General features: G+C 67.1%; 27 protein-coding genes. 8 read left to right on the top strand and 19 right to left on the bottom strand.

Translation table 11 applies throughout. From position 1 onward, the window contains the following. Nucleotides 1-167 precede the first annotated feature (167 nt). On the top strand, nucleotides 168-1,025 hold the full coding sequence (locus tag LAQ58_RS16455) for a dihydrodipicolinate synthase family protein (protein WP_224448516.1): 858 nt from the start codon (nucleotides 168-170) through the stop codon (nucleotides 1,023-1,025). A gap of 18 nt (nucleotides 1,026-1,043) precedes the next feature. Here the strand turns inward: LAQ58_RS16455 and LAQ58_RS16450 are convergent, their stop codons facing one another. Genes LAQ58_RS16450 through LAQ58_RS16435 form a run of 4 tightly spaced genes read right to left on the bottom strand, consistent with a single transcriptional unit; the run spans nucleotide 1,044 to nucleotide 4,491 of the window. After that, nucleotides 1,044-1,766, bottom strand: coding sequence for a TOBE domain-containing protein (locus LAQ58_RS16450; protein ID WP_224448515.1), 723 nt, complete (start codon nucleotides 1,764-1,766; stop codon nucleotides 1,044-1,046). 54 nt (nucleotides 1,767-1,820) lie between these two features. Beyond that, nucleotides 1,821-2,741, bottom strand: a complete 921-nt coding sequence (locus LAQ58_RS16445) for an ATP-binding cassette domain-containing protein (protein WP_425490672.1) — start codon at nucleotides 2,739-2,741, stop codon at nucleotides 1,821-1,823. After that, nucleotides 2,738-3,421, bottom strand: coding sequence for an ABC transporter permease (locus tag LAQ58_RS16440; protein ID WP_224450193.1), 684 nt, complete (start codon nucleotides 3,419-3,421; stop codon nucleotides 2,738-2,740). Before LAQ58_RS16440 ends, LAQ58_RS16445 begins: the two co-directional genes overlap by 4 nt. 32 nt (nucleotides 3,422-3,453) lie before the next feature. Next, entirely contained in the window at nucleotides 3,454-4,491 is a 1,038-nt protein-coding gene (locus tag LAQ58_RS16435) for an ABC transporter substrate-binding protein (RefSeq protein ID WP_224448514.1), read from the bottom strand. Nucleotides 4,492-4,624: 133 nt separating this feature from the next. Between LAQ58_RS16435 and LAQ58_RS16430 the strand changes: the two genes are divergently transcribed. Together LAQ58_RS16430 and LAQ58_RS16425 are read left to right on the top strand one after the other, a co-directional pair. Then, nucleotides 4,625-5,728 (top strand): putative sulfate/molybdate transporter, encoded by a 1,104-nt coding sequence (locus tag LAQ58_RS16430; RefSeq protein WP_224448513.1) that lies wholly within the window; start codon nucleotides 4,625-4,627, stop codon nucleotides 5,726-5,728. A gap of 122 nt (nucleotides 5,729-5,850) precedes the next feature. Further along, nucleotides 5,851-6,348: a DUF7384 family protein gene (locus LAQ58_RS16425; RefSeq protein WP_224448512.1), complete on the top strand. Its 498-nt coding sequence runs from the start codon at nucleotides 5,851-5,853 to the stop codon at nucleotides 6,346-6,348. 297 nt (nucleotides 6,349-6,645) lie between these two features. On the opposite strand, the gene LAQ58_RS16420 is transcribed toward LAQ58_RS16425, so the two are convergent. Next, a complete protein-coding gene (locus tag LAQ58_RS16420; RefSeq protein ID WP_224448511.1) occupies nucleotides 6,646-7,278 on the bottom strand; it encodes a non-canonical purine NTP pyrophosphatase in 633 nt (210 codons plus the stop codon). A 198-nt stretch (nucleotides 7,279-7,476) separates the two neighbouring features. On the opposite strand from LAQ58_RS16420, the gene LAQ58_RS16415 reads away from it, so the two are divergent. Next, nucleotides 7,477-7,728 (top strand): DUF7999 family protein, encoded by a 252-nt coding sequence (locus tag LAQ58_RS16415; protein ID WP_224448510.1) that lies wholly within the window; start codon nucleotides 7,477-7,479, stop codon nucleotides 7,726-7,728. Between the two features lie 37 nt (nucleotides 7,729-7,765). Here the strand turns inward: LAQ58_RS16415 and LAQ58_RS16410 are convergent, their stop codons facing one another. The 8 genes from LAQ58_RS16410 to LAQ58_RS16375 form a co-directional block, all read right to left on the bottom strand. Next, entirely contained in the window at nucleotides 7,766-8,041 is a 276-nt protein-coding gene (locus LAQ58_RS16410) for a DUF5808 domain-containing protein (RefSeq protein WP_224448509.1), read from the bottom strand. A gap of 102 nt (nucleotides 8,042-8,143) precedes the next feature. Continuing rightward, nucleotides 8,144-9,829: a bifunctional N(6)-L-threonylcarbamoyladenine synthase/serine/threonine protein kinase gene (locus tag LAQ58_RS16405; protein WP_224448508.1), complete on the bottom strand. Its 1,686-nt coding sequence runs from the start codon at nucleotides 9,827-9,829 to the stop codon at nucleotides 8,144-8,146. A gap of 8 nt (nucleotides 9,830-9,837) precedes the next feature. Continuing rightward, a complete protein-coding gene (locus LAQ58_RS16400; RefSeq protein WP_224448507.1) occupies nucleotides 9,838-10,149 on the bottom strand; it encodes a 30S ribosomal protein S24e in 312 nt (103 codons plus the stop codon). Between the two features lie 122 nt (nucleotides 10,150-10,271). After that, complete coding sequence (locus LAQ58_RS16395) at nucleotides 10,272-10,802, bottom strand: GTP-dependent dephospho-CoA kinase family protein (RefSeq protein ID WP_224448506.1); 531 nt, start codon at nucleotides 10,800-10,802, stop codon at nucleotides 10,272-10,274. A gap of 7 nt (nucleotides 10,803-10,809) precedes the next feature. Beyond that, nucleotides 10,810-11,007 (bottom strand): transcription elongation factor subunit Spt4, encoded by a 198-nt coding sequence (spt4, locus tag LAQ58_RS16390; protein ID WP_058582015.1) that lies wholly within the window; start codon nucleotides 11,005-11,007, stop codon nucleotides 10,810-10,812. Continuing rightward, nucleotides 11,007-11,579 (bottom strand): DNA-directed RNA polymerase, encoded by a 573-nt coding sequence (locus tag LAQ58_RS16385; RefSeq protein WP_224448505.1) that lies wholly within the window; start codon nucleotides 11,577-11,579, stop codon nucleotides 11,007-11,009. The genes spt4 and LAQ58_RS16385 overlap by 1 nt, the downstream gene beginning before the upstream one ends. Before the next feature lies 1 nt (nucleotide 11,580). Further along, a complete protein-coding gene (locus LAQ58_RS16380; protein ID WP_224450192.1) occupies nucleotides 11,581-11,955 on the bottom strand; it encodes a PIN domain-containing protein in 375 nt (124 codons plus the stop codon). Between the two features lie 18 nt (nucleotides 11,956-11,973). Next, the gene (locus LAQ58_RS16375) at nucleotides 11,974-13,203 is read right to left on the bottom strand and encodes a translation initiation factor IF-2 subunit gamma (protein WP_224448504.1); all 1,230 of its coding nucleotides are present in this window, start codon (nucleotides 13,201-13,203) and stop codon (nucleotides 11,974-11,976) included. Between the two features lie 223 nt (nucleotides 13,204-13,426). On the opposite strand from LAQ58_RS16375, the gene LAQ58_RS16370 reads away from it, so the two are divergent. Next, entirely contained in the window at nucleotides 13,427-14,392 is a 966-nt protein-coding gene (locus LAQ58_RS16370) for a DUF5787 family protein (RefSeq protein WP_224448503.1), read from the top strand. Between the two features lie 19 nt (nucleotides 14,393-14,411). Here LAQ58_RS16370 and LAQ58_RS16365 read toward each other — a convergent pair whose 3' ends face one another. Then, complete coding sequence (locus LAQ58_RS16365; RefSeq protein WP_224448502.1) at nucleotides 14,412-15,236, bottom strand: MBL fold metallo-hydrolase; 825 nt, start codon at nucleotides 15,234-15,236, stop codon at nucleotides 14,412-14,414. Next, nucleotides 15,236-16,648 (bottom strand): ATP-binding protein, encoded by a 1,413-nt coding sequence (locus LAQ58_RS16360; RefSeq protein WP_224448501.1) that lies wholly within the window; start codon nucleotides 16,646-16,648, stop codon nucleotides 15,236-15,238. Before LAQ58_RS16360 ends, LAQ58_RS16365 begins: the two co-directional genes overlap by 1 nt. 221 nt (nucleotides 16,649-16,869) lie before the next feature. Between LAQ58_RS16360 and LAQ58_RS16355 the strand changes: the two genes are divergently transcribed. From LAQ58_RS16355 to LAQ58_RS16345, 3 genes are all read left to right on the top strand, one after another. Further along, entirely contained in the window at nucleotides 16,870-18,003 is a 1,134-nt protein-coding gene (locus LAQ58_RS16355; protein ID WP_224448500.1) for a thiolase family protein, read from the top strand. A 74-nt stretch (nucleotides 18,004-18,077) separates the two neighbouring features. Then, the gene (locus LAQ58_RS16350) at nucleotides 18,078-18,695 is read left to right on the top strand and encodes a hypothetical protein (RefSeq protein WP_224448499.1); all 618 of its coding nucleotides are present in this window, start codon (nucleotides 18,078-18,080) and stop codon (nucleotides 18,693-18,695) included. Between the two features lie 124 nt (nucleotides 18,696-18,819). Further along, nucleotides 18,820-19,485 carry a hypothetical protein gene (locus LAQ58_RS16345; RefSeq protein WP_224448498.1) on the top strand — a complete coding sequence of 222 codons (666 nt, stop codon included), beginning with the start codon at nucleotides 18,820-18,822 and terminating at the stop codon, nucleotides 19,483-19,485. Nucleotides 19,486-19,497: 12 nt separating this feature from the next. Here the strand turns inward: LAQ58_RS16345 and LAQ58_RS16340 are convergent, their stop codons facing one another. From LAQ58_RS16340 to LAQ58_RS16325, 4 genes are all read right to left on the bottom strand, one after another. After that, nucleotides 19,498-21,171, bottom strand: coding sequence for an aldehyde ferredoxin oxidoreductase family protein (locus LAQ58_RS16340; RefSeq protein WP_224448497.1), 1,674 nt, complete (start codon nucleotides 21,169-21,171; stop codon nucleotides 19,498-19,500). Between the two features lie 79 nt (nucleotides 21,172-21,250). After that, the gene (locus tag LAQ58_RS16335; protein ID WP_224448496.1) at nucleotides 21,251-21,901 is read right to left on the bottom strand and encodes a cyclase family protein; all 651 of its coding nucleotides are present in this window, start codon (nucleotides 21,899-21,901) and stop codon (nucleotides 21,251-21,253) included. Between the two features lie 99 nt (nucleotides 21,902-22,000). Then, nucleotides 22,001-23,869, bottom strand: coding sequence for a cation:proton antiporter domain-containing protein (locus LAQ58_RS16330; protein ID WP_224448495.1), 1,869 nt, complete (start codon nucleotides 23,867-23,869; stop codon nucleotides 22,001-22,003). Nucleotides 23,870-23,996: 127 nt separating this feature from the next. Beyond that, the gene (locus LAQ58_RS16325; protein ID WP_224448494.1) at nucleotides 23,997-25,961 is read right to left on the bottom strand and encodes an AMP-dependent synthetase/ligase; all 1,965 of its coding nucleotides are present in this window, start codon (nucleotides 25,959-25,961) and stop codon (nucleotides 23,997-23,999) included. Nucleotides 25,962-26,022: the final 61 nt, after the last annotated feature.

Raw genomic sequence — 26,022 nt, 5'->3', positions numbered from 1 at the left:
CGAACCTCACGGACGAACTTAAACCCGCGTCAGACGGACGTGTGACTGCCGTACGACGGCGAATTCGGACGGATCGGTCGCGTGAAACGTTCCCCCGTGATGACGGAGAAAGCGGGGCGTGCCACCCCGACCCAAAGTTACATTCTCGTCGCGCGTGACCGCCCGCCATGGAAGGAATCGCACCGCCGCTCGCGACACCGTTCACCGAAGACGGCGACCTTGACGAGGAGTCGCTCGGAGCGCTCGTCGGCTGGGTCGAAGAACGCGGCGTCGACTTTCTCGTCCCCTGCGGGTCGAACAGCGAAGCCGAACTGATGAGCGTCGAAGAGCGCGCCCGCGTCGTCGAACTCGTCGTCGAGGAGGCGTCGGTGCCGGTGCTCGCCGGAACCGGTCATCCGGGTCTCCGCGAGACGAAGCGGCAGACCCAGTTGGCCGCGGACGCGGGCGCAGACGGCGCGCTCGTCGTCACGCCGTTTTACTTCCCGTACGACGATGACGCGATTGAAAATTACTATCGGGAAATCGCAGACGATGCCGGGGTTCCGGTCTACCTCTACAGCGTCCCCCCGTACACGAACGTCACCCTCCCGCCGACCGTCGCGGGGCGTCTCGCCGAACACCCGAACATCGCCGGGATGAAAGACTCGGGCGGAGACCTCGAAGCGTTCGGCCGCACTCGCCGACTCGCGGGCGACGGGTTCAAGTTCTTCGTCGGCGCGGGGAGCGTGGCCGCGCACGCGTTCGACGCGGGTGCCGACGGTGGAATCTTGGGCCTCGCCAACGTGGCTCCCGAGGCGTGCGCCGAGATGTACGAACGCCACCGCGAAGGTGACACCGAAGGGGCGCGCGAACTGAACGCCGACCTCGTGGAGTTGAACCGCGCAGTGACGACAGTCCACAGTATTCCCGGACTGAAAGCCGCGATGCGCGCCCGCGGCGCGCCCGCCGGATACGCCCGCGCGCCCCACCGGCCGGTGAACGACGAGGTGCGAGAAGAACTGGAAGCGTTGGTCGCGGAACTGTAAAACGGGTCGAAGGACGCGCTAATTTTCGGCGTCGACCACCGTCGCCCGGGTCGCCGTCGCCTTGAACGACGCGACGACGCTCGCACCCTCGTCGAGTCCGAGTCGCTCGGCGCTCTCCGTGGTCACGAGCGCGAACAGCGACGCGTCCGCCCCTACGTCGACGCTGGCGGTGGCGACGGTCTCTCCGCGGTCGAGCGCGGAGACGACGCCGTCGAAGCGGTTGCGAGCGCTCGTCGCCGCCGACGGCGGGGCGTCGTCGGGCGCGTGCAGTGTCACGGCGTCGGCGCGAACGCTCACCTGCACCGGCGTGCCGGAGTCGGCGTTCTCGGCCACCCGTCCGTCTGCGCCGACGACGAGCGCGCGGACCGGTCCCGCGTCGGTGTCGACGACGCCGAGTTCGCCGTTGACGCCGGCGAGACGCCCGTAGAGAACCGTCTCGCGCGCACCCGCGGTGCCCGAGAGCGCGGCGCGGAGGCGGGCGAATCGGTCGAGTAGTTCCTTGGCTTCGGCGGTGAGTTCGCTCCCGCCGCCGTCGGCCCCGCCGCGTCGACGTTCGACGAGCGAGCCGAACGCGGATTCGAGCGTTTCGAGTCGCGCGAGTGCGCGGGCGCGCGAGCGTCCGAGGGCGGCGGCCGCACCGCTCACGGAACCGTGGTCGTCGACCGCCCGGAGCAGTTCGGTGTCGTCGTCGTCGAACGTGACGTCGTCGGATGCGAGATACGCCTCGAACGCGCCGTCCATACCTCCTGTTCGAGGGCCCTCGTAATCAGTCCACCAGTCATCCAAACCACTCCGTCAGTACACGAGTTCGCCCGCGACGAACTGCCGGGCGCGGTCGTCGCGCGGCGACTCGAACACCTGCTCGGTCGGCCCGTGCTCGATACAGGTCCCGTCGAGAACGACGGCCGTTTTGTCGGCGACGCGACGCGCCTGCGCCATGTCGTGCGTGGCGAGCGCGACGCCGATGCCGCGCTCCTTGGCCTCGCGGACGGCGTCCTCGATGACGGCGGTGTTCCGCGGGTCGAGATTCGAGGTCGGTTCGTCGAGCAGGAGCACGTCCGGGTCGACGGCGAGCGCCCGCGCGACGCCGACGCGTTGAGCCTCACCCGAGGAGAGCGACTCGGCGCGCTTGTCGGTCATCTCGGCCATCCCGACGGTTTCGAGCGCGTCGAGCGCCGCCGCCGGGGGCGACCAGCGGCCGACCGCTCGCGCGAGCGAGGCGCGGAGGCGGGTCGACCGCGCCCGTCTGACTTCGAGTCCGTAGGCGGCGTTGTACGCGACCGACGCCGAGAACAGCGAGCGGTCCTGCGCGACGAGGCCGATGCGTCGGCGGAGTCGGAGTCGCTCGTCGTCCGGCAGCGTCCACGCGTCGCGGGCGTCGGTTTCGCCTCGGCCGTTCGCCCGCGCGTCGACGAGCGGCAACTCGTCTCGGGCAGCGGTCCCGCGGGCGTCGGAGTCGGCGAGCGCGATGCGACCCTCGTCCGGCGGTGAGAACAGTGCCAGCAGACGCAGCAGCGTCGTCTTCCCGGTTCCCGAGGGACCGACGACGGCCAGCACTTCGCCGGGTTCGACGGTGAGCGAGACGTCGTCGAGGACGCACTCGCCGTCGAAGCCGTGGGAGACGCCGTCGGCGACGAGGCGGAGTCGGGCGGTCGCCGCATCCGCCTCGCGGGGAGGCTTACCGCGCTCGCGCACGTCTCCGTCGCGGGGTGTCACGCTCGCCCTCCGTCGCGAATGCGTCCGCCGAGCGCGTTGACAGCGAAAACGAGGACGAGGAGTAACGCGCCGAGCACGAGACCCGTCTCGTAGTTGCCGCGACGCGCCTCGACGGTGATGGCGGTCGTCAGCGTCCGGGTGAACGAGGTCTGTTCGGGCGGGAAGACGATGTTGCCGCCGACGATGAGCACGGAGCCGACCTCGCTGATGGCGCGGCCGTACCCCGCGAGGACGGCCGTGACGATGCCGTAGCGCGCCTCGCGGAGGACGAGCAGTCCCACGTCGCTGTTCGTCCCGCCCGCGGCGAAGGCTGCGTCGCGCAGGTCGCCGCCGACACTCTCGACGGCGGAGATGGAGACGCTGAGGACGACGGGCGTCGCGAGGATGGTCTGGGAGATGATCATCGCCTGCGGCGTGAACAGCAGTTGGAGATCGCCGAGCGGTCCGGAGTTCGACAGCGCAAGGAGGACCACGAGACCGACGACGACGCTCGGAAACCCCATCCCAGTGTTGATGACGGCGGTGAGCGCGCGCTTGCCGGGGAAGTCGCCGAAGGCAACGCCGACGGCGACGGGGAGGCTTACGAGCGTGCTGATGCCGACGGCGACGGTGCTGATGTACAGCGACACGATGGTGACGCTGACGAGGTAGTTCAGGTTTAGGTCGCTGAGCGCCGGAATCACGGTTCGATATGGTATGGGGGTGAGCCGAATTAATAGTCTGCCGGGACCTGCTGGTCGACCCAGTAGAGGTACCGCTTGTCGCGCCGCGAGAGCGACTGGCTCTCCCGGGCGCTGTACCCCTGTGGGATGTACTGGCCGAACTGCGGTTCCTCCGAGAGCGCGTTCGGGAAGAACAGCTGCGAATCGTTGGCGGTGTAGCCGTCGATGGTCTCCTGTCCCTCGGGACTCGTGAGGAAGCCCACGTACGCCATCGCCAGTTCGTACTCGACGTCGTCGTGTCGAGCGGGGTTGGCCGGGATGACGCCGTAGGGGTTCTTCAGGATGACCGGGCCGTCCTTCAGCGGCCCCTGCACGTGGACAACGAGGTCGATTTCGCTCCGCATCGAGAGGTACGTCCCCCGGTCGGCGAGCGTGTACGCGCTCGACTGACTCGCCTGATTGAGCGTGTCGCCCATCCCCTTGCCGATGGCGCGGTACCACCGGCCACTGGGTTCGACGCTCGCCTCCTGCCAGACGAGCAGTTCCTTCTTGTTCGTCCCCGAGTCGTCGCCGCGGGAGACGAACGTCGACCGCGTCTCGGCGATGGTCGAGAACGCCTCCGTCGCGCTTCCCATCCCGTTGATGCCCGCGGGGTCGCTCTCGGGACCGACGACGACGAAGTCGTTGAACATCACGTCGCGACGGTTGACGCCATGACCCTGCCGGAGGAACTCGTCCTCCGCGCCGCGAGCGTGGACGAGAATCACGTCCGCGTCGCCGTTCGACGCTGTCTCGATGGCCGCGCCGGTTCCCTGCGGGACGGTCTTGATTCGAGCGGCGAACTTCTCTTCGAACATCGGGTTCAGTTCGTCGAGCAAGCCCGTGTCGTACGTGCTCGTCGTCGTCGCGAGCGTGAGTTGCCGTCGGCCGTCCCCGCCGACGTCGCCGCTTTGGCCACCGCTGTTGCTCTGGTCTGCCGTCGAGCCGTTCCTGCCGTCCCCCGACGAACTCGTCTGCGAGCATCCGCTCAGCCCGAGAATCGCTCCGACACCTGCGGCGTGGAGGAACCGCCTCCGTTGTATCGGCATGGATTCATCGATGGAGAGCGGATGGTTAAGTGTTACCCACGTGGCGTAACCTCGTTCGGTTTCTCACAGCGCGAGACGTGAGAGCGGACGATTACTGAGAACACTCATCAGCGCCGAGGTACAGCCACCGACAATGGCACTCGCGGGCGTTCGGAGCAATCGAGCGCTTCGGTTCGACGTCGGAGAGCTATCCGGCGCGTTGGGAGATTCGGTTACGGTTCTCCCCATCGTCGTCGCGCTCGGCGCGCTGACGCCGATGTCGCTCCCGCACGTCCTCGTCGCCTTCGGCCTCTTCCAGATCGTCTGGGGCGTCGTCTACGGTCTCCCGCTGTCGGTCGAACCGATGAAGGCGCTCGCCGCGCTGGCCATCGCGGGGGCGCTGAGCTACGGCGAACTCGTCGCCGCCGGTCTCGTCGCCGGCGCGGTGCTGCTCTTGGCAGGCCGGACGAACGCTATCTCGTCGCTCGAACGCTACGTCGGCGAACCGGTCGTCCGCGGCGTCCAACTCGCCGTCGCGCTCCTCTTGGCCCAGACCGGCGTCGAACTCGGTCTCGGGAATCTCGCGCTCGCGGCGCTAGCGGTGGCGCTCACGCTCGGCGTCGCCGCGGCGGGGCAACCGCGGGCGGCGACGCTCGCGGTCCTCGGCGTCGGCGGGGCGATGGCAGCCGCGACAGTCGGCGTACCGACGCCGCAGATACTGGCTCTCGGCGTCTTCCCTGCAGGCGGTCCCGCGCTCACCCTCGGTTCGGTAGAGGGTGCGACGGCACAGTTGGCGATGACCGTCGGCAACGCCGCCGTCGCTACGTCGCTTCTCTGCTCGGACCTCTTCGACGCGGACGTGTCGGCCGACGACCTCTCGACGAGTATGGGCGTGATGACGCTTCTCTCCGTCCCCTTCGGCGGCCTACCGATGTGCCACGGAAGCGGCGGCCTCGCCGGCAAGTACGCCTTCGGCGCGCGGACCGGCGGCGCGAACGTCGTGCTCGGCGTGCTCTACGTCGTCACTGCGCTGTTCGCGGAGGTCGTGCTTGCGTTCCCGATGGCGCTTCTGGGCGTGCTCCTGGTGCTCGTCGCGGTCCAGTTGGGTCGGAGTGCGATACGGACGGAGTCGCTCGTGTTGACCGTCGGCGTGGGCGTCGTCGGGGTCGCGACGAACGTCGGCGTCGCGTTCGTCGTCGGTGCGGCGGCGTGGCTTCTGGCGACGAAGTTCGGCGCCGCCGGGACCGGCGACCGATAAGCGTCTTGTGGTCGCGCCGTCATCACCGAGTATGACGTGGGCCGACCTCTTCGAGCGGGCGACCGAGTTTGAGGTAACCGAGAGCGACGTGCGCGACGAACTCGAACGGAGGCGGAGTGACGATGGCTGACGGACCTGGAGCGGCCGAGCGGCCCGACGCGTCTCCAGCGCGGGTCGTCGCCGACGCGGACGTGCTCGCGGCGGACCTGCTCGTCGGCGGCAACGCCCGGCGGGCGCTCGACTGTCTCCGCGAACACTCGTGGACGACGCTCGTCGCCAGCGACGTACTGTTGGACGACGCCGAAGCGGTCGTCTCGTCTCTCGCCGACGCCGAACTGGCTGCCGACTGGCGACCGGAAATCGAGACGCTGCGCGAACCGGTCGACCACGCCGACGGCGACCACCCGGCGCTGGCGTCGGCGTACCACGGCGGCGCGATGCACCTCCTGACGCTCGACCCGCGACTCCAGACGGCGCAGGCGGGGGCGACGCTCCGAAAGCGCGTCTCGCTGAGCGTCCGCCATCCGAAGGCGTTCGCGACGCTGTTCGACGCCGAGAGCCTGTATCGGGAAGTCGAGGGCGGCGAGTACCCCGGCCCGGATCGCGACCCCCAAGCGTAGGGGTCGCGTAGCCGCGCGAGACTGTTGATTCGACGATGATAGAAAACGGCTGCGGAGTTCTGCAATATCGAAAGTGCCGTATTCTACAGTAGAATTCCGGTGGTCGGATACCGTCCGAGTTTGGCTTCGGTACCGCTCGGCGTACCGCCGTCGGATGCTTCGTGCCCGACGAGCGATCACTCACTTCGTTCGTGATACCGCCAATGGACGAGCGCAGTGAGTCCATCGAGGTTCAGTCGCTCACTCCGTTTGCTCCCGAAACCACCGAAAATCTCTGATTTTCGAGGCATCAAACGCTCACTCCGTTCGCGTTTGATACCACTCCCCGAACTTCGCCAACGCGCGACCCCGATGCGAGATGGCGTTTTTCTCCTCGGTACTCATCTCGGCCATCGTCTTCCCGTCGTGCTCGAAGATTGGGTCGTAGCCGAACCCGCCCTCGCCGCGCGGGGCGACGAGGCGGCCGCGGACGACGCCCTCGAACAGTTTGACCGGAAGCGATTCGGTTTCTTCGGTGTCCGGCTCAGCGCCCGTCGCCGCGGCCGTAACTCGGTCGTCGCGGTCCACCGGGTCCGGGGACGCGGCGAAGGAGTCGCCGTCGCAGTAGGCGAGCACGCAGCGGAACGCCGCCTTCCGGTTCTCTTCGTTCTCACCGACGCGCCAGACGCGTTCGATTCCGAGGGTGTCCTCGACGTACGAGGAGTACGGCCCCGGAAAGCCGCCGAGGGCGTCGGCGAACAGTCCAGCGTCGTCGACGAGGACGGGTTCGCCCACGTGGCGGTACGCCTCGCGCGCGCCGTGGGCGGCGATGCGCCCGAGGTCGTCGCTCTGAATCTCCGTGTAGTCGAAGTCAACCTGTCCGACCGACTCGCCGAGATACGTCGTCGCCTCCGAGACTTTTCCCTCGTTCGTCGTCACGTAGTGGAGCATAGTCGAGGAGGGGTCGCCGGTCGCAAAGAGCCGTCGGTCTCCCCGCCCGGAACTGTCGAAAACCAGTCAGACCCGAGCACACACGTCCCGCGAGAAACCCAGATACTGTTTGTCGTGACCTGAGAACTACATAGCGCTCGGTATCAGGACGTAAGAAAAATATCAGGTTTTAAGCCATTCGGATCAAATAAGCCGGATATGTCCGGGGCACGGCAACAGCACGCGACGGAGTTGGTGACGGTCAGGAAGGAGATGAATGCGCACGGCGCGATGACCGTGGAAGCGGTCGAATCGAACGCCACGCGCCACATCGCGGAGTACGAAACCCCGCAACTGCAGTCGACGCTGCAGCAACTGCCTGCCGGGGCGTCGGTTCCGCTGGAACTGCGGCCGGTCGGGACGCGCGGCAACGTCTGGCGCGCGACGGCGCTCGCGCGCTCGAACCAGTAATCGACCGACGTCCGTCGAGAAGGTGGGAAGAAAGGGGTCAGTCGTCGTCGACGACGACTTCGACCGGACCGTCGTCTTCGTGCTCTGAGTTTTCGCGACTCTTGCGCTCCTGGTACAGCAGTCCGGCGGCGACCAGTAGCACAATCCACGAGCGCCAGTTGGCGAGGTTGAGCGTGTAGCCGACGCCGAACGGTTTCTTCACCAGCATTCGGTCACCGGGTTGCCAGTACGAGGACAGCATCCGACCGGCGCTCGGGCGTTCGAAGTTGTACGGGACGCCGAACAGTTCGCCGGTCTCGGGTTTGTCCGCCATGGCAGAACGGTACGCTCGCCTGTGATAAATCGTTTTGGCTGCGTCGTCGCGCGTGCGAATCCGCGCACAGATCCGCCCGTGTGACGCGATCCGGTTTTTCCGTCAGCGATAGCGTCCGCGCGATTCGACCGTGCGGAGGCGCGCGAGCACGTCGTCGTCGTCGCTCGCGGCCGCGTATCCCGTCTCGAAGGCGTCGAGGAGCGGGTCGGGGTCGGCGGCGGTCCCCTCCACGCTCTGTTCGAAGACGTGCAGGTCCATCGCGTGGTCCTCGACGTGGCCGGTGTGAAAGCCGAGGCCGAAGTCGATGAGGAACGTCCGTCCCTCGTCGCGTGCGCCGCCCTCGCCCGCGGGTTCGGCGACCCGGACGTTCCGCGTCGTCGGGTCGCCGTGGACGATTCCCATCCCGTGCAGCGCCGCGAGATGCCGTCCCACGTCGGCGACGACGGCGGGTGAGAGCGAGGCGGCGAGGTCGGCGTCGCCGACGCGCTGGAACGTGATGGTCGCCTCGCGAACGTCCACGTCGCGTACCAGCGGGGTCGGCACGCCCGCCCGCCGCGCCTCGCTGGTGAGACGTGCTTCGGCCACGGTTCGCTCGCGGCGGAGCCGACGGTCGAGTTCGGGATGGCGGTACGCTTTCGGGAGACGGCGCTTCACGACGCGGTTTTCGTGAAATTCGACGGTCGCTTCCGCGCCCCTGACGGTTTCGTCGGCGTCACCGGAACGGTTCCCCCGCCCCAGTTGGCTCGCGGGAGCGGGACTCCCGCGAACGTCGACGGCGCGAGCGACCGATTCGCTGTCATCCCGCCACGTCACCGGCACCTGGTCGGGCCGGAAGTTCGGGTCGACCGCCGAATCTTCGATAGCGACGGTGTCGCCGGCGGCGTACATCTTCGCGCCCAGAACGGCGATCATCCCGGCGTTGTCCCGGAGGAAGCGCGGCTCGGGCGCGAAAAAGTTCGCGCCGCGCTCCTCGCACATCGACGCCAGCATCGCTCTCAGTCGTTGGTTCTGGCCGACCCCACCTCCTAAAACGAGTTCGTCGGTGCCCGTGAGCGAGAGCGCGCGCTCTGCGACTTCGGTGAGCATGCCGAAGACGTGCTCCTGCAGCGAAAAGCAGATGTCCTCGACCGCCTCGCCGTCGTCGTAGGCCTGTTTGGCGGCGCTCATGATGCCCGAGAAGGAGAAGTCCATCCCCTTCACGACGTACGGGAGGTCGATGTACTCGCCGTCTGTGGCCGCTCGCTCGACCTTCGGCCCGCCGGGATGCGTCCAGCCCACGTGACGGGTGAACTTATCGATGGCGTTGCCGACGCCCGTGTCCATCGTCTCGCCCAATACGCGATAGCGGCCGTTGTGGTAGCCCAAGAGATGGGCGTTCGCGCCCGAGGCGTTGAGACACACGGGTGAATCGAATCCCGACTGGTGGCGGCCGATTTCGAGGTGGGCGACCATGTGGTTCACCCCCACTAACGGTACGTCGAGCGCTCCGGCGAGTGCTCTCGCGGCGGTGCCGACGATGCGGAGGCAGGGACCGAGACCGGGACCGCGCGAGAACGCCACCGCGTCGATAGGTGGGCCGTCGCCCTCGCTCGTCTCGGCGGCGCGGTCGAGAACGGTCTCGACGACGCGTGGAACGGCCTCGCTCATGTGCTCGGCCGCCTCGCGTGGGTGAATGCCGCCGCTATCGGGTTGGTAGGGGTCGGAATCGATAACAGTCGAGTCGCGCTCGGTATCGTGTAGCGCAGCGCTCGCGGCCCACGCCGTCCCTTCGATACCCAGAACGCGCACGTCTCGAATTACGCTTCTTCGGCTTCCGCGTCGCCGTCCTCTGCGGTGATCTTGTTGCGTTCGAGCATGTACTCCTGCTCGACGTCGCGGGCGAACTCGGGGCTCTTGTACACTTTCGCGTAGCCGGCGGTCTTGCGCATGCCGAACTTCGTGTCGAGTTCGTGGACGACGACTTCGTCGGAGTCCTTGTCGAGTTTCGCCGCGAGGCTGTCGCGGACCGAGAGGCGCGAGGGCGTCGCCTCGTCGTGCGTCATCGTGAATCGAACGTCGGTTCGGTGCAACATCGGATTCTCGTCCTCTTCGATGATTTCGATTTCCATAGTTCAGTTGCTCATAAATCCCGGCGAAGCAAGTAAAAGGATTTCGAAGGGACGGGCGGGAGTCGGCAGATGGGCGACGAACGGACGACAAGTGAGCGCAGAGCGGCGGTCGAAAATCGAACTCAGACGCCGAGCGCCTCGAACGCCGCGACCGAATCGCCCTCCAGACGCTCCATCAGGTCGCGCGCCTCGGCTTTCGACTCGGGCGTGACCGGCACGCCGACCATCCCCTCGTTGGGTTGGCCGTAGACGACGAGCGCGCCGACGGGCGCGGCCACGATGGCGGGAAGCGTCGCCAAGTCCTCCTCGCCCTCGGTGACGACGACGACAGTGTTCTCGTCGCGCTCGATTGCCTCGCGGAGCGCGGCGAGCAACTCGCGAGAGAGGGTCGCCGCCGGATTTTCGACTTCGATGCGCGGGTTGTCGCCTGAGAGAACGCGGCGAATCTCGTCGCCGACGGCTTCGCGCTTCGTCTTGCCGTCGACGACGGCCACGTCGGGGTCGCGGTCGGCGTTTCGGAGGTGGTAGGTGACGACGTCGCCGACGGCGATGATCGGACCCCGAGTGTCGGAGAGCAGTCGCTGCGGGTCGGTGTAGACCGGACCCAGCGGCTCTTTGAACGCTCCCCGGAGGTCGTCGGGGAGCCGCAGCATCAGCGGCTCACCGGACCTTCAGCGCGTAGCCGCCGGGTTCGTCGACGTTCATCTCGCGGGCGATCTCACTTTCCTCCGGGTGGGTGACGACGACGTACCCCGCCCAGTCTTCGGTGAGGCTCGACGACCCGCAGTGGTCGCAGCTCTGTGAGTCCGGTTCGTTGATGTAGTGGCACTCGCGGCAGGCGAGGCGGGGTTTAGCCATCAGTTACCCTCCGTCGTGGCCTGGCGTTCCTCTCGCTCCGTCTGCAGCCAGCCGTGTTTTCCGAGTCCGGGCTGTTTGGCCGTGAGACCGATCTTCGAGTCGCGCGGGTTGCGCTCGTCGATGCTCTTGGTGACGATTCGGACGCGCACGGAGTCGCCGACGCCGAGCGTGTCCGACGACTCGGTCGACGCCAACTGCTGGTTCTCGCCGTCGTAGGCGAGGTACTCGTCCGAAATCTGGGAGACGTGTAGCAGGCCGTCGACCGGTCCGATACCGACGAACGCCCCGAACTCGACGACTTCGACGACGATGCCGTCGACGACTTCCTGCATGTGCGGGTCGTACGTTATCGCGTCGAACTCCGCCTCGTAGTACACCCCCGGGCGGTTCGGGAGCACCGAGCCGTCGCCGATGTCGATCACCTCGGCGATGCTCACGACGCTGCCGACGTCCTCGTCCATCCGTCCTTCCAACTTGTCCTGTAGCAGACGCTTCACCCGTTCGGGCGTCACGTCGGCGAGGTGCCGCGGGGGCACCTCGACCGTGTCCTTGAGTCGTACCCTCTTGTACATATTATGGTTCTGTGATACTGAGTGTGTTCCGACCCCTTAAACCGATTACCCGAACGCCGCGTTCGAGCAACCGGTCGCGAAGGGGTTGGTCGTTCGTGACGACGTACTCACAGTCGCCGCGCGCGCCGAGTTCCACCAGCGCGTCGTCGGCGTACGTCGCCTCGGTCTCGACTGTTCGACAGCGGTCGTCCGCCAGGTCCGCACCTACGCTCGCCGCGACGCTCTCCTCGCCGTTGCCCGCCGAGAGCGTCTCCAACTCGGCGACGACGGTCTCGGGGACCACGAGGTCGACTGTCCCCAGACCGAACAGTCGGTCAAGTTCGTCGAAGACGCGAACGTCGAGTTCGACGGGCATCATGAGCGCGTTGGTGTCCATGGCGACGACGACCATCCGTTACTCGGCGAGCGTCCCGATGCCGATGAGACGCCAGCGCGCGCCGACGCGGCGGTTGATGGCTATTTTCGCGCCCCCGGCCGCGCAGACCGGGCGCTTCAGCGACACCTCGCACTCGCCCTCGCGGGCGCTCGTGACCGCGCCGACGGTGGTCGCCGTGCCGACGGTCAGCATCAGCGGTTCGCCCGTCGAGATCTCGTCGATTTTGTCGTCGCCGCCGACGACGCGTTCGAGGAGGTCGACTTCCATCTCGAACGCGTCGCGCGTCGGCGGCAGCGTGCCGGGCGTTCCGGCGACCTGTCCGGCCAGCGCGTCGCCCTTCGTGAGACTCGGGTCGAGACCAGTTCCGACGCCGAGCAGCCCGCCGGGCGTCGCCGTATCGAGCATCTGACTGCCCGCCTGCAGCGACCGGACCGTCGTCGTGATCGGCTGCCACTCCGACTGGCCACCTCCTTCGACCTCGCGGCCGGGACGCAGCTCTATCTCGTCGTCGACGCTGAGCGTCCCGTCGACGAGACTGCCGCCGACGACGCCGCCGGAGAGCTTGTCCCACGTCGTCCCCGGTCGGTTGATGTCGAAACTGCGCGCGACGAACATCCGCGCGTCGTCGCTTTCGGAGCGCTCGGGCGTCGGAATCTCGTCCTCGATGGCGTTGATGAGCAGGTCGAGGTTGACGCCCTGCTGGGCGCTCACCGGGACGATGGGCGCGTCCTCGGCGACGGTGCCCTCGACGAACTCCTTGATCTGCTGGTAGTTCTCGACGGCGCGATCGCGGTCGACGAGGTCGACCTTGTTCTGGGCGATGACGATGTTCTCGATGCCGATGATGTCGAGCGCCATCAGATGTTCCTCGGTCTGTGCCTGCGGCACCTCCTCGGTGGCGCTCACGACGAGCACCGCGCCGTCCATTAGCGCCGCGCCCGAGAGCATCGTCGCCATCAGCGTCTCGTGGCCGGGTGCGTCGACGAACGACACCGTGCGAATCGGTTCGCTCGTTTCGCCGTTCTCACACTCCTCTTCGACCGTGTAACACGCCGGTTCGTCCATACCCGGACAGCGTCGGAACGTCGCGTCGGCGTAGCCCAGTCGGATGGAGATACCGCGCTTCATCTCCTCCGAGTGCTGGTCGGTCCACGAACCGCTGAGCGCCTGCACCAGCGTCGTTTTCCCGTGGTCGACGTGGCCGACGAGTCCGATGTTCACCTCCGGTTGTTGTGTTTGTGTCACCATTGACCTCCTAAGAGCAATCTTGCGAAAGATTCGCCCCGTGCGAGTGATAAAGTTGCTGTTCTCACCGCGTCCAACGGTTCGCGGCGTGTGAACAACTCTCTCGGGTTCGTCTCGGACTCGCCTCGATCCGACTCAAAACCGCCTCGAACCGAGAACGCGGTGCGTTCGCACCGCGCCGAAGGCGACCAGTCGTCTTTTGCCCACCCGTCACCTCCCTCCGCCCGTGCAGGAGTTCGGTTTCGAGTTAGCCCTCTGTGCGCACCTCGAAGAGGCGACCGACTCGCTCGTCGCCCGCCAACTCGGGGCGGCGGTCGCCTCGCCCGGCAGTCGGATCGTCGACACCGTCCTCGTCGAACCCGGTCCCGAGTTCGACGCGCGAACGCGAATCACCCCCGACTCCATCCCCGCGCTCGCAATCGAGAGCGGCGCGGGCGTCGGCCGCGCGACGTACTGGAAGGACGCCTTCGACTGCCATCCCGACGTGGCCCGCCGCGTCGCCGACCGCGCCGTCGACCTCGGTTTCTTCGAACGAGAGCGCCGCGGCGGGCGCGAGTACGTCCGTCGGACGACGCGCTATCCCGAGAACTGGTTCGCCCACTTGGTCGGCATCGAGAACAAGCCCGATCTGGGTCGGCCGGGTGACCTCGAACGCCAGCTCCGGACGGACGTGAGCCTCGCGCTGTTCGACGAGGTTGTGCTCGCCACCGAGAGCTACGTCACCCGCGCGCACCTCAACCGCATCCCTGAGGAGGTCGGCGTCTGGCGCTTCGACCCCGACAGCGGCGAACGCGAAGTCGTCCGCAAGGCGACGACGCTTCCTGTCACCGGCCCCGGCGTCGAACTGCTCGACGAGCGCCCGCTCCGGACGGACGTAGCCATCGTCGGCGCCGACGAGAAGTGTCGAAAGCGGCGGCGTATCGCCGAGCGCGCCTACGGCAAAGGCTGGCGGACGTACGACCTGCCGCCCTGTGCTCGGCTGAGCCTCACCGACGACGGCCGCCCGTACTGCGAACACTTCGGCCGCGTGGTCGACCCCGGCAGCGACTGCGGCGAGTCGTGCGCGGGGTTCGAGGCGGGAGCGGGTCCGGAGAAGGAGGAGTTAGACGGAATTCGCGCCGAGCGGTCGGCGTGGGTCCGGGAGCCGTCGGGCGTCGCACGACGACAGAGCGGGTTGAGCCGGTTCGGGTGACGGACGGGAAAACCGGCGATTAGAGGTCGTACTGCTCGCCATCGACAGCTAACGGCTCCTCGAACGCCTCGTCGACGGGGTAGAAGTGCGAGGTGTGGACGAGTCGCGTCTGCGCTGCGTGCAGCTCTTCGGCCATCGAGAGCGCCCCCTCGCGGGTCATGTGCTTGTGACCGAACGTCCGCGGAACGCCCTCGTGGTCGTAGTGACGACCCCCTGCCGGGTGGTGTTCGCAGAGCGCCGCCGGGACGATGGCGTCGGCGAGAAAGAGGTCCGGATCGGAAAGCGCCGCGCGCGAGTCTTCGGGCACGTCGTAGCTGGTGTCGCCCGATAGCGAGAGTTTTGCGCCCGTCACGGGGTCGGAGACGACGAGACCGTAACAGAGCAGCGGCGGGTGGTCGACGGGCACGAGCGTCACGTCGAATCCGCAGACGCGAAACGACTCGAACGGCGCCACCTCGTGGACGCTGATGCGGTCGAGGTAGTCGAATTTGGCACGAATCGTGTCGGCGACGCTCTCGCCCGTCTGCGGGTCCGTCTCGTCGGCGGCGTACACCGGGAGGTCGTCGAAGATGCGGTAGGCGTTGCCGAGACCGTCGAGGTGGTCGAAGTGGATGTGGGTGACGACCACCGCGTCGGGGAGCGGTACGTCGTGGGAGAGAAACTGACTGCGGAAGTCGGGACTGACATCGACGAGCAGCGACTCGCCGGTGCGTTCGTTCTCGACGTGAACCGAAAAGCGCGAGCGCTCGATGCCTCGGTCGCGCGCCGCTCGACAGGTGTCGCAGTCGCAGCCGACGGTGGGCGTCCCCGTTGTGTCGCCGGTTCCGAGGAGCGTGACGCGCATCAGTGCTGGTGGTCGTGCGCGTGGTCGTGGTCGTGACTGTGGTCCGAGGTGTCCGGCGACTCGCCGTTGCCCGCGATGAGCGAGTCGGAGTCGCCGTCCATCATGTCCATGTTCTTCAGGTTGTCCCGCTCTTCGAAGTCTTCGACGGCGTCGAGGACGTCTTCCTGTGTGAGCGACATCCGTTCTTCGGTCAACGCCTCCAGTACCGCCTCGCGGAGCACCATCCGGAGGTCGCTGCCAGTGAGCCCTTCGGTCCGGTCAGCGACCGACTCGGGGTCGAACTCGGCGATCTCCATCCGCTGGGTGATGACGCGCAGGATGTCCGCACGCATCTGGCGGTCGGGCTTCGGGAAGTTGACGATCTCGTCGAAACGCCGCCACGCCGCCGCGTCGAGTTGGTCGGGGTGGTTTGTCGCCCCGATGAGCAACACGTCGTCGCGGATGAGCGAGATATCGTCGATGCTCTTCAGCAGCGTGTTGACCGCGCGCTTCAGCGCCGCGTGCTCGTCGCTACGGCGGGTTTTCGCCACCGAGTCGAACTCGTCGATGAAGAGGATACACGGTGAGAGTCGCTTCGCCACCTCGAACGTCTTCTCGACGTTCTTGGCGGTCTCGCCGAGATACTGCGAGGTGATCATCGAGAGTTTGACCTCGACGAACGGGAGACCGAGTTCGTGTGCGAGCGCGCGCGAGATGGTCGTTTTACCGGTCCCCGGTGGACCGACGAACAGCAGTTTGCCGATCTCGCGCAGGCCGATTTCGGCTAGATAGTCGCGGTGTTCGATCGCTTTGACGATCTTGGCGATTTCGCCCTCCTGGTCGGCGGTGAGCACGAGATCCTCGAGCGTCATCTCGATCTCCTCGGGCGCGCGGACGTGGACGAGGTCGAGCATCTCGGCGTCGCCGTCCTCGTCGTCGTCGAAGTACGCTTTGAGCAGGCTGTCTATCCAGACGCGATCGGCGTGGATCGGTCGGTTCTGTTCTCTGGCTTCCTCGTGCGTGACATCGACGTCGTCGCGGTCCTCGGCGGCGAAGGCGATAGTCGGGTTCGTCACGAGGCGGTCGCGGTCCGCGCGAGCGAGGAACCACTCCAGCGCCATCTCCGGTTGCGTAAACGAGAGCGTCCCGGAGAACTCCGTCCGGTCGGTAAACAACAGGTCCGAGATAGCCTCCCACGGGTGTTCGACGCCGGTCGCTGTCCGAGCGTCGGTCTCGGTCACCGAGAGCGGACGTTCGACGCCCCCGAGCGGTTCCACCTCGCCGGAGGCGGAGTCGGGTGCGTCGCTGTCGCGCTCGGCCCAGAACACGCGTCGGTAGCGTGGCGGGAGGTCGTTCTCGTCCAACTCCCGGTTTTCCGTGTAGATGTGGGCCGTGAGAAGGAATTCGACGACTTCGAGAGCCGGGCTACTCATCCGCGCAACCTTGCCGCCACAGAATCTTAAGACCGTCGAAGAACGGACCGCGGGGGTCGAAACCGACGCCTTCGGCACCGCGGCGTGCGACATCGCTCGACGGCGGGCACCGCACGACGCCCGGTCCGTTGGAACGGGTCGCGGACGAGGCGACGATAAACTCCGCTCCGGTGGCACCCGGTTCTCCCACGTTTATCAGGATCGGTCCCGGAGGGTAAGGTATGCCAACACCAGTCATCGCGGCCGCGTACAGAACCCCACAAGGAAAGGGCGGCGGCGTCTTCGAGGACGTCCGCAGCGAGGACCTCTCGATTCCACTCATCGACACGATTCTCGACGAGACGGGGCTCTCCGGCGACGACATCGACGACCTGATGTGGGGCGTCGCCCAGCAGCGCGGCGAGCAGGACAACAACGTCGCGCGCGTCATCGCGTTGCTCTCGGAACTCGGCGAGGGGACGCCGGCGACGAGCATCAACCGCTGGTGCGCCTCCTCGATGCAGGCCATCATCAGTGCGAGCGACGCCGTCGCCGCGGGCAACCGCGACGCCATTATCGCGGGCGGCGTCGAGAACATGTCGCGCGTGCCGATGGACGGCGACTCCTACCAGCACCTCCACCCGGAGCTCTCCGAGCGGTACAACATCTTCCAACTCCAGATGGGGATGACCGCCGAGAAAGTCGCCGAGGAGTACGGCGTCAGCAGAGAGGAGCAGGACGAGTACGCGCTTCGCAGTCACGAGCGCGCCGCGGCGGCCACCGACGAGGGCTACTTCGACGACCAGATCGTCCCCATCGAGACGGGGGACGGACTGGTCGAGGAGGACGAGGGCATCCGCCGAGACACGTCGCTGGAGACGCTCGCCGGACTGTCGCCCGCGTTCACCGGCGACGGCACCGTAACGGCGGGCAACTCCTCGCAGATTTCCGACGGCGCGGCGGCGACGCTCGTCACCAGCCGCGAGTTCGCCGAGGACCACGGTCTCGACGTGTTGGCCGAAATCGGCACCAACGCCGTCGCGGGCGTCGACCCGACGGTGATGGGTATCGGGCCGGTCCCGGCGACGCGGAACCTCCTCGAACGCAACGGCCGCTCCATCGACGACTACGACCTCGTAGAACTGAACGAAGCGTTCGCCTCGCAGGCCGTCTACGCCCGCGGCGAACTCGGCATCGACGAGGAGAAGTACAACGTCAACGGCGGCGCAATCGCGGTCGGTCACCCGCTCGGTGCCAGCGGCGCTCGCCTCCCCGTGGCGCTCGTCCACGAGATGATTCGACGCGACGTCAATCGAGGATTAGCGACGCTCTGCGTCGGCTTCGGCCAGGGCGCGGCCATCGAGTTCTCCCGGTAGACCGCGGGAGACGGGACGAACGCCGGTCGCTTTCGCCCCTCGACTTTTACAACTGGGCGTTGCCCTCCGAGACGATGGCTCGAAGCGACACGACAGCGAGCGTGGAGACGACGCGTCGGGGAGTGTTGCGCGCCGTGGGAATCGGTGCCGTCAGCGTCGGAGCGACGGCGGCGTCCGCCTCGGTCACGTCGGCACAGGTGACGACGACCGCGGCGATCTCCGACGACGCCCCCTCGTTCAGCGACGAGAACGACTACACGGGGTTGTTCGTCCACGTACGAAGCGTCTCGAACGACCAGACCGTCGACAGACTCGGCAGCTGCCCGTTCTTCGGCGGCGACGACGAGGCTATCGTCTACATCGCCCGCCTCATCGACCGCACCGCCGAAAATCACCCGAGCGAGGAGACGCTGCTCTACGCCGTCGAGGGAAACGACGACATCGACATCGGCAACCTCTACGTCGTGAACAGCCAGGAGTCCTGCGACGGACCGCTGGTTCAACTGTCGCTGGAGTCCGTCGGCGGCAGCCCGATCACCGTCTCGAACGAGACGACTGAGACGGCGGCCGACGACGAACCGGCCGCCGAGACGACCGAGACGACCACCCCAGGGTTCGGTCCGCTCGCGGGCGCGGTAGGGTTCGGCGGCGCCGCGCTGTTGCTGCGGCGTCTGAGCGGACGAGACGAGTAGGGGTCGCTCACGTCCCGAGTCGTCGGTGGTCGGCGCCGGTTCGGCGCCGGTTCGGCGGCGTTCGCTCGCAGTGAGAGACGTACTATCCCTTATTGTGGTGGCACCGCTCTCTCGACGTACCAGTATGTCGGAGGCACACGAGACCGCGGCGGAGGGCGTGACTCGACGGCAACTGTTTCGCGCCGCGGTATCGGGGTCGGGAACGGCGACGGTCGGCCCAGCGTTCGTGGAGACGGCGAGCGGACGACGCGACGAGGAGGGTAGACGACGCGTCGGGGTGGGCAGACGTCGCGACGGGGCGAGTACCACGCGAGCGACGGTACGCACGGACGCGACGGCGTTCGGACGCGAGGGGTACACCGGTCTGTTGGTTCACCTCGTCGAAAGCGCCGACGGCGTAGACGCCGAAGATGGAGACGCCCACGGCGTCGAACGCTGCCGACCGGGCGCTCGCGGGGAGACGCTCGAAACGTACGAGGCCACGTTCGTCGACGAGAGCGGGGCGTGGACCGCCAGCACCGACCTCGTCGTCGCCGGGCATCCGGATATCGGCGTCGGTGCACTCTGTCTCGTCACCGACCAGCGACGGTGCGACGCCGAGTACGCGCACCTGACGCTCGAACGACTCAGTGCGAGCCGGAGCGGCTCCGCGGCGACGAACGAAGCGACCGGTCCGGATGCGGCGCTCGAAACCGTTCGAACGGCGGCTTCCGGCGTCGGGGCGCTGGCCGGTTTTACCGGTCTCGCCGCGGTGCTGTATCTGGTCGGTCGACGGTCCCGCGGCAGGTAGCGGACGGGACGGTTAGTCGTCGGCGGGGGCGGCGTCCGTGGCGTCGGGGACCGTCCCGTCAGCGTTCCAACCGCGGGCCTCGTAGTAGTCGTCGAGTGCCGCGTCGAACGACGGCAGGTCGTACGGTACCACGTCGTCGTCGCGGTCGAAACCGCGGGCGTTGTTGAACGCGCGTTCGAGTTCGACGACGCGCGCGCCGATCTCTTGAAGGTCGTCGTACGACGCGTCCAACAGCGTCGAGAGCCGTTCGGGCGAGAGGAAGTCCCGGGAGAACTTGCAGGCGACGGCACTGTCGAGCACCGCGTTGTGGTTCTCCTTTTCGACGACCAGCGGCGCTTTCCCGTCGAGTCCCTCGGGGTTGACCGCCTGGTCGCGGGGGACGAGCGGGTACTCCTTGGCGTAGAACTCGGCGTACATGTGGTCCGCGCCGCGGTTCGACGTGGCGAACGCGAGTCCCTGCCCGTTCAGGTGGCGGCCGTCGTGGGCGGGGAACTCCATCCCCTTCACGCTCCAGTTCTTGACGCCCAGTTCCTCGTGGCAGCGGGCGACGCCCTCGGCCAGCGTGTCGCCGACGCCCTCGCGGTAGGCGATCTTCTCGACGAGTTCGTGGACCAGTTCGATGTCGCCGAACGCGTCTTCGCTCGCGAGGTACGCCGAGACGGTGTCGCCGCAGGAGATGGTGTCCATCCCGAGTTCGTCGCACAAATGGTTCGACTTCATCACGGCGACGAGGTCCGAGACGCCCGCGTTCGCGCCGAACGCCATCACCGTCTCGTACTCGGGACCTTCGGTTTCGAGTCCGGTCTCCTCGTCTCGTGTCGGGAGTTTACAGGCGAACGCGCAGGCCGAACAGGTGCCGCGTTTGTACTTCTTCTCGGCGACGGCGTCGCCGCCGATAGCTTCGGCCCCCTCGAAGGAGAGCTCCGAGAAGTAGCGTGTCGGCAGCGCGCCGACCTGATCCGCGTACTCGGTCATCCCGGCGGTCCCCGACTGCTTCATCGGGTGGTCGGCGGTGGCCGCCTCGCGGTGAATCTCCGCGGTCACGTCCGCGAGGTCGACGGTCGGCGCGGCGTCGCCGTCGAACGTGACGAGTTTCACTCCCTTGGCGCCGAGAACCGCGCCGAGACCGCCGCGGCCGAACGCCCGGCTCTCGGAGGTCATGATGGAGGCGAAGCGGACGCGGTTCTCCCCGGCCGGACCGACGCAGAGCACGTGGTCCGGACCGAATCCGCGCGACTCCTCGACGTACTCGGTGACTTCGGAGGTTGTCGCTTCCGCGAGCTCGGGGACGTCCTCGAACTCGACGCCCTCGTCGGTGACGTGGACAGCGAGCAGGTCGTCGCTCGTGCCCGTCACCTCGACGGCGGCGTACCCCGTCGAGACGAAGTTTCGCGAGAGGAAGCCCCCGGCGTTCGAGGAGAGCAGGCCGCCGGTCAACGGCGAGAGTCCCGTCGCGCTCATCCGACCGGTGAAGCTCATCTGCGAGTGCTGCAGCGGGCCGGTCGCGAAAAAGACGCTGTTCTCGGGACCGAACGGGTCGGCGTCGGTCGGAACGCGGTCGGCCGCGAGCTTCGTGCAGACGCCGCGGCCCCCGACGAACGTTTCGAGAACTTCGTCCACGTCGACGCGCTCGGCGCGTCGGTCGCCGACGTCGATAGAGAGCAGCGGACCCTGTGCGTGGTGCATACCTGGCGGTTTTACCGACTCTCAGATAAACGTTCGTGAACGTTATCGATCGGTGTCGGCGGCGTCCGAGTCTGCGACGTTATCGGTCCGCGATGGCGCGCACGGGAGAGCCGTCGACGCCGACGAATGACAGCGGATACACCTGGAGGCGGAATCGTTCGGGGAGGTCGGCGTCCGCGAGACGCAGGTTCTCGAAGACCAGTCGATCCGCGCCCAGCAGTTGCCGGTGTGCCGGGAGTTCAGTGCTACCGAACGGGTCGGGGCTGGCGCAGTCGAGCGCCACGTCATAGCCCCGGTCGGCGCACCACGCAGCCGCTTCGGGCGAGAGTGATGGGTGTTCGTGGTACCGGTCGGTTCCCCAGTGGGCGTCCCAGCCGGTTCGGAGGACGAGCGCATCGTAGTCGGCGTCGGTATCGGAACCGTCGCCGGCGTCGTCCGGGGCCGCCGCCGAGAGCGTAGCCGCGGAGATGCTCGCCTCGGCGTCGAGCGGACGGAGGTCGACGAGTCGCGCGTCGAGGCGGAATCGGGAGACCGGAAACGCCGAGAGCGGGTCGCCGTCTTCGAGGACGTGCGACGGCGCGTCGACGTGAGTTCCCGCGTGGCTTCCGACTCTGATGTCGGTGACGCGGTAGCCGTCGGCGGCGTGCGTCGCGTGGGGGTCGAGTCGAACCAGCGGGTCGCCGGGGTAGACGGGCGTCTCCGCGGAGAGCGGGTGCGAGAGGTCTTGCATACCCGCCGATTCAGCGGCGACGCTCAAGAATCGTCGTGAACTCGGTTCCTCGTAACGGTCCGGAACTCAACGGCACCGATAACGCGGGCGACGACCTGTCTACCCTTCCTCCGGGTGGACGTACGCCATCGCCTCGCGAACCGCCTCGCGCCGACCGAGAATGGTGATTTTGTCGCCTTCGCTCAGCGTGTAGTCCGCCGACGGCACCTCCGACCCGCCGTCGCGGGAGACGAGCGCGATGAGACAGCCGTCGGGGAGGTCCTCGCCGATATCGCGAATCTTCTTCCCGACGAGGTCGGCGGCAGTCACCGCAATCTCCTGGACGTCGCCGCTCTCGCCGAGTTCGTCCATCCAGTTCGACAGCGTCGGCCGCTCGATGTGGTTGTCGATGGCCTGTGCTGTCGCGACTGTCGAGGAGATGGTCTCCACCCCGAGATCTCTGAACGCACGGGCGTTGTCGGGGTTGTTCGCGCGGGCGATGATGGTCTCGGGGTCGAACTTCGACTCCGCGAGCTGGGTGACGAGCAGGTTCACGTCGTCGTCGCCGGTGGCCGCGACGACCACTTTGGCGTTCGCCGCCCCGGCGGCGGCGAGCACCCCCGAATCGGTGGCGTCGCCTGCGTGGACGGTGAACCCCTGGTTGCGGGCGAGTTCGACGATATCGGGGTCGTTCTCTATCAGTACGACGTTCTCTCCGCGGGTTTCGAGGCGTTCGGCGAGCATCCGACCCACCTTACCGCCTCCGATGACGAGTATGCGCATAGGTATCACATCGAGATATTCCGCGATTCGGCGGGCGAAGCCGCCCTCGAAGACGACGGTCGTGAGGATGACGAGGAAGACGGTGCCGACGAGAGTGTGCGCCGCTTGCGTCATCCCCATCGCCCGGAGTTCGATGGCGAACAGCGTCGCGACCGACGCGGGGATGATGCCGCGCGGGCCGACGAAGCTCATGAACAGTTTCTCGTTTCGGGTGAACCGGTCGCCAGCGGTCGAGACGAACACCAGAAACGGCCGCAGGACGAGCGCGACGACGGCGACGACGACCAGCCCTCCTACGCCGAGTTGCCGGAGTTCGTCGAACTCCAACAGCGCGGCGAGGGTGATGAAGACGAACGAGAGGACGAGCAGTGTGATGTCGCCCTTGAAGTCGGTCACGTCCTCCTCGTAAGGGATGTCGGCGTTGCCGAGAAGGACGCCCGCCGTCGCCGCGGCGGCGACGCCGGCCTCGGTGGCGATGGTGTCGGCGGTTCCGTAAGCAACGAGTGCGCCCGCGAGGACGAGCAGGCGGGCGTTCCGCGGGGCGCTCGACGGCGAGAGGTCGACGTACCGGAGGACGTAGTAGAGCACGCCGGCGACGGCCGTCCCCACGAGGACCCCGACGCCGAGGCGCTGGGCAAAAATCTGGAGCAGTGCGCTCGGGGCGGAGACCCCGGAGTGGATGGTCTCGAAGACGACAATGGCGAGTATCGCGGCCGTCACGTCGTTGACGATGCCCTCCGTCTCCAGTACGGCCCGGACACGGTCCCGCGTCGGGACGACTTCGAGAATCGGCGTGATGACCGTCGGTCCGGTCGCGATCAGCAGCGCGCCGATGAGAAAGGCGACGGACCACGTCGACCCGAGGACGTAGTGGACAGTGAGCGACGTCCCGACGAGCGCGATGAGCGCGCCGACCGTGACGAGGCGAACCGTCGCTGCCGGGGCCTGTCGAAGTTTGTCGACGCGGAGGTGGAACGCACCCTCGAAGACGATGATGGCGACCGAGAGGCCGACGATGGCCGAGAGCGCGTTGCCGAAGGCATCCGGTTGCAGGAGGCCGAGCACCTCCGGTCCCATCACGATGCCTGCGGCGATGAGGAAGACGACGCTCGGGACCCGGTATCTGTCGGAGAGCACCTGCGCGACGACGCCGATGCCGATGATGGCGGCGACGAGAGGGATGAGGTTCCCGCCCGCGTTCGCCATTAGCGCTCCTCCATAGGTGTACTCCGAGGTGAGCTTCGGTTATAAGTCCCGGCGTCTCGGATGCGTTCCGTGTGGTGGAACGACATCGTCGATTCGGCCGCCGTGCCCGGGTCGCGGGGCGTTCGAATCAGCGCCCTTCGTAGAGCAGGTCGACCTGGTCGGCGTAGCTGTCAAGGATGTTGCGGCGTTTCTTCTTCATCGTCGGCGTCATCAGGTCGTTGTCCTCGGTGAACTCCTCGGGCACGAGGCGGAACTGTTTGATTCGCTCGTACGACTCGAAGTTCGCGTTGGCGGCTTCAATTTCGGCTTCGATACGCTCGTAGACGCGGTCGTTCCGGCAGATAGCCTTCGGGTCGTCGGGCAGGTCGATGCCCTCGTGTTCGGCCCACTCACGGACGCCCTCGAAGTTGGGGACGACGAGCGCGCTGACGAACTTGCGGCCGTCGCCGAGCACCATGCACTGCTCGACGAGCGCGCTGGACGCGAACGCGTCCTCAATTGGACCGGGAGCGACGTTCTTGCCCGTCGAGAGGACGAGAATCTGTTTCGCGCGCTCGCGGAAGGCGATGTAGTCGTCGGGGCGAATCTCGACGATGTCGCCGGTGCGGAACCATCCGTCAGTCGTGAACGCCTGCTCGGTCTCCTCGGGGCGGTTCCAGTACCCCTGGGTGACGTTCGGTCCCTTCACGAGCAGTTCGCCCACCTCGCCCGCCGCCGACTCCCGGGTCTTCTGGCCGACGACGCTGTCGTCGACGCGGACCTCAACGTCGTGGACGGGCGGGCCGATAGTGCCGGTTTGGGGGTTCTCCGGCGGATTGACGGCGACGACGGGCGACGTTTCAGTCAGTCCGTACCCCTCCAAGATGGGGAGTCCCATCCCGTGGTACAGCGCGCAGAGCTCCGGCGAGAGGCTGCCGCCGCCGCTGATGAAGAAGTCGATTCGCCCGCCGAGCGCCTCGCGGACCTGTTCGAAAACGAGTCTGTCGGCGAGACGGTGTTTCGCCGTCAGGAACGTCCCCGGACTCTCCGCCGTGTGGTACTCGCGGCCGACGCCGGACGCCCACTCGAAGATGCGTTTTTTGACGGGCGATTCGGAGGCCTGCGTCCGAATCGCGCCGTACAGCTTCTCGTACACCCGGGGGACGCTCGTACCGACGGTCGGCCGAACGAGTTGGAAGTCCTCGCGGAGCGTGTCAGGACTCTCGGCGTAGGCGACGGTCGCTCCCGCCGCGAACATCAGGAAATGACCGGCGAGGCGCTCGAACACGTGCGCGAGCGGCAGGAACGAGAGCGTCGTCGACTGCGTGTCGATGACCGGGAGGTCACCTTTGTCGTGGCGGGAACCGAAGCGCCGGTAACACTGGTTGACGTTCGAGCGGAAGTTCCGGTGGGTGAGTCTGACGCCCTTCGGTCGCCCGGTCGTCCCGGAGGTGTAGATGAGACTCGCTAGGTCGTCGGGACCGCGCTCGTCGAGCCACGATTCGTACGTCCTCTCATCGAACGCCGCCGCACCCCGGTCGTGGAGATCGCCGAGCGTGAGGATGTCGTCGCGATCGCGGAGCGCCCCGCCCATCCCAGTGCCGTCGGCCAGATCGTCGACGACGACGATGAAATCGAGATCGAGTTCGTCCTCGACCGCGAGCACTTTCCGGAGCAACTCGGCGTTCTCGACGACGACGCCCGAGGCGTCGGGGTCGCCGAGCAGATACGTCACTTGTTGCTCGGAGGACGAGGTGTAGACGGTGGTGACGACGCCGCCGGCGGCGAGCACGGCGAAGTCGGTCTGCGCCCACTCCATCCGGGTGTGCGAGAGGATGCCGACCCGGTCGCCGGTTTCGAGACCGAGTTCGCGAAAGCCGGCGGCGAGGTTGCGGACGATGTCGCGCATCTCCGCGTAACTGACCTGTCCGTACTCGTCGGCCGCTGCCGCCGACACTACGTCGGGGGCGAGCGACCGGTCGTAGAGACCACCCTTGTACCGCTGTGCGATGCGGTTGGCGTTGCGTTCGGCACTCTCCTCGAACATCACGGGGAGCGTCGTTTGACCGACGACCTCGCTCTCGTATGTCGCTTCCGCGTCCCGCCATTCCATACCACACAGATACGGTTTCCCACATTTAAAAGAATGTACATTTGCGAACACCGAAACGCGG

The sequence above is a fragment of the Haloprofundus salilacus genome (assembly GCF_020150815.1).
Lineage (GTDB): Archaea > Halobacteriota > Halobacteria > Halobacteriales > Haloferacaceae > Haloprofundus > Haloprofundus salilacus.
This window is presented reverse-complemented; position numbering and strand designations above follow the sequence as displayed.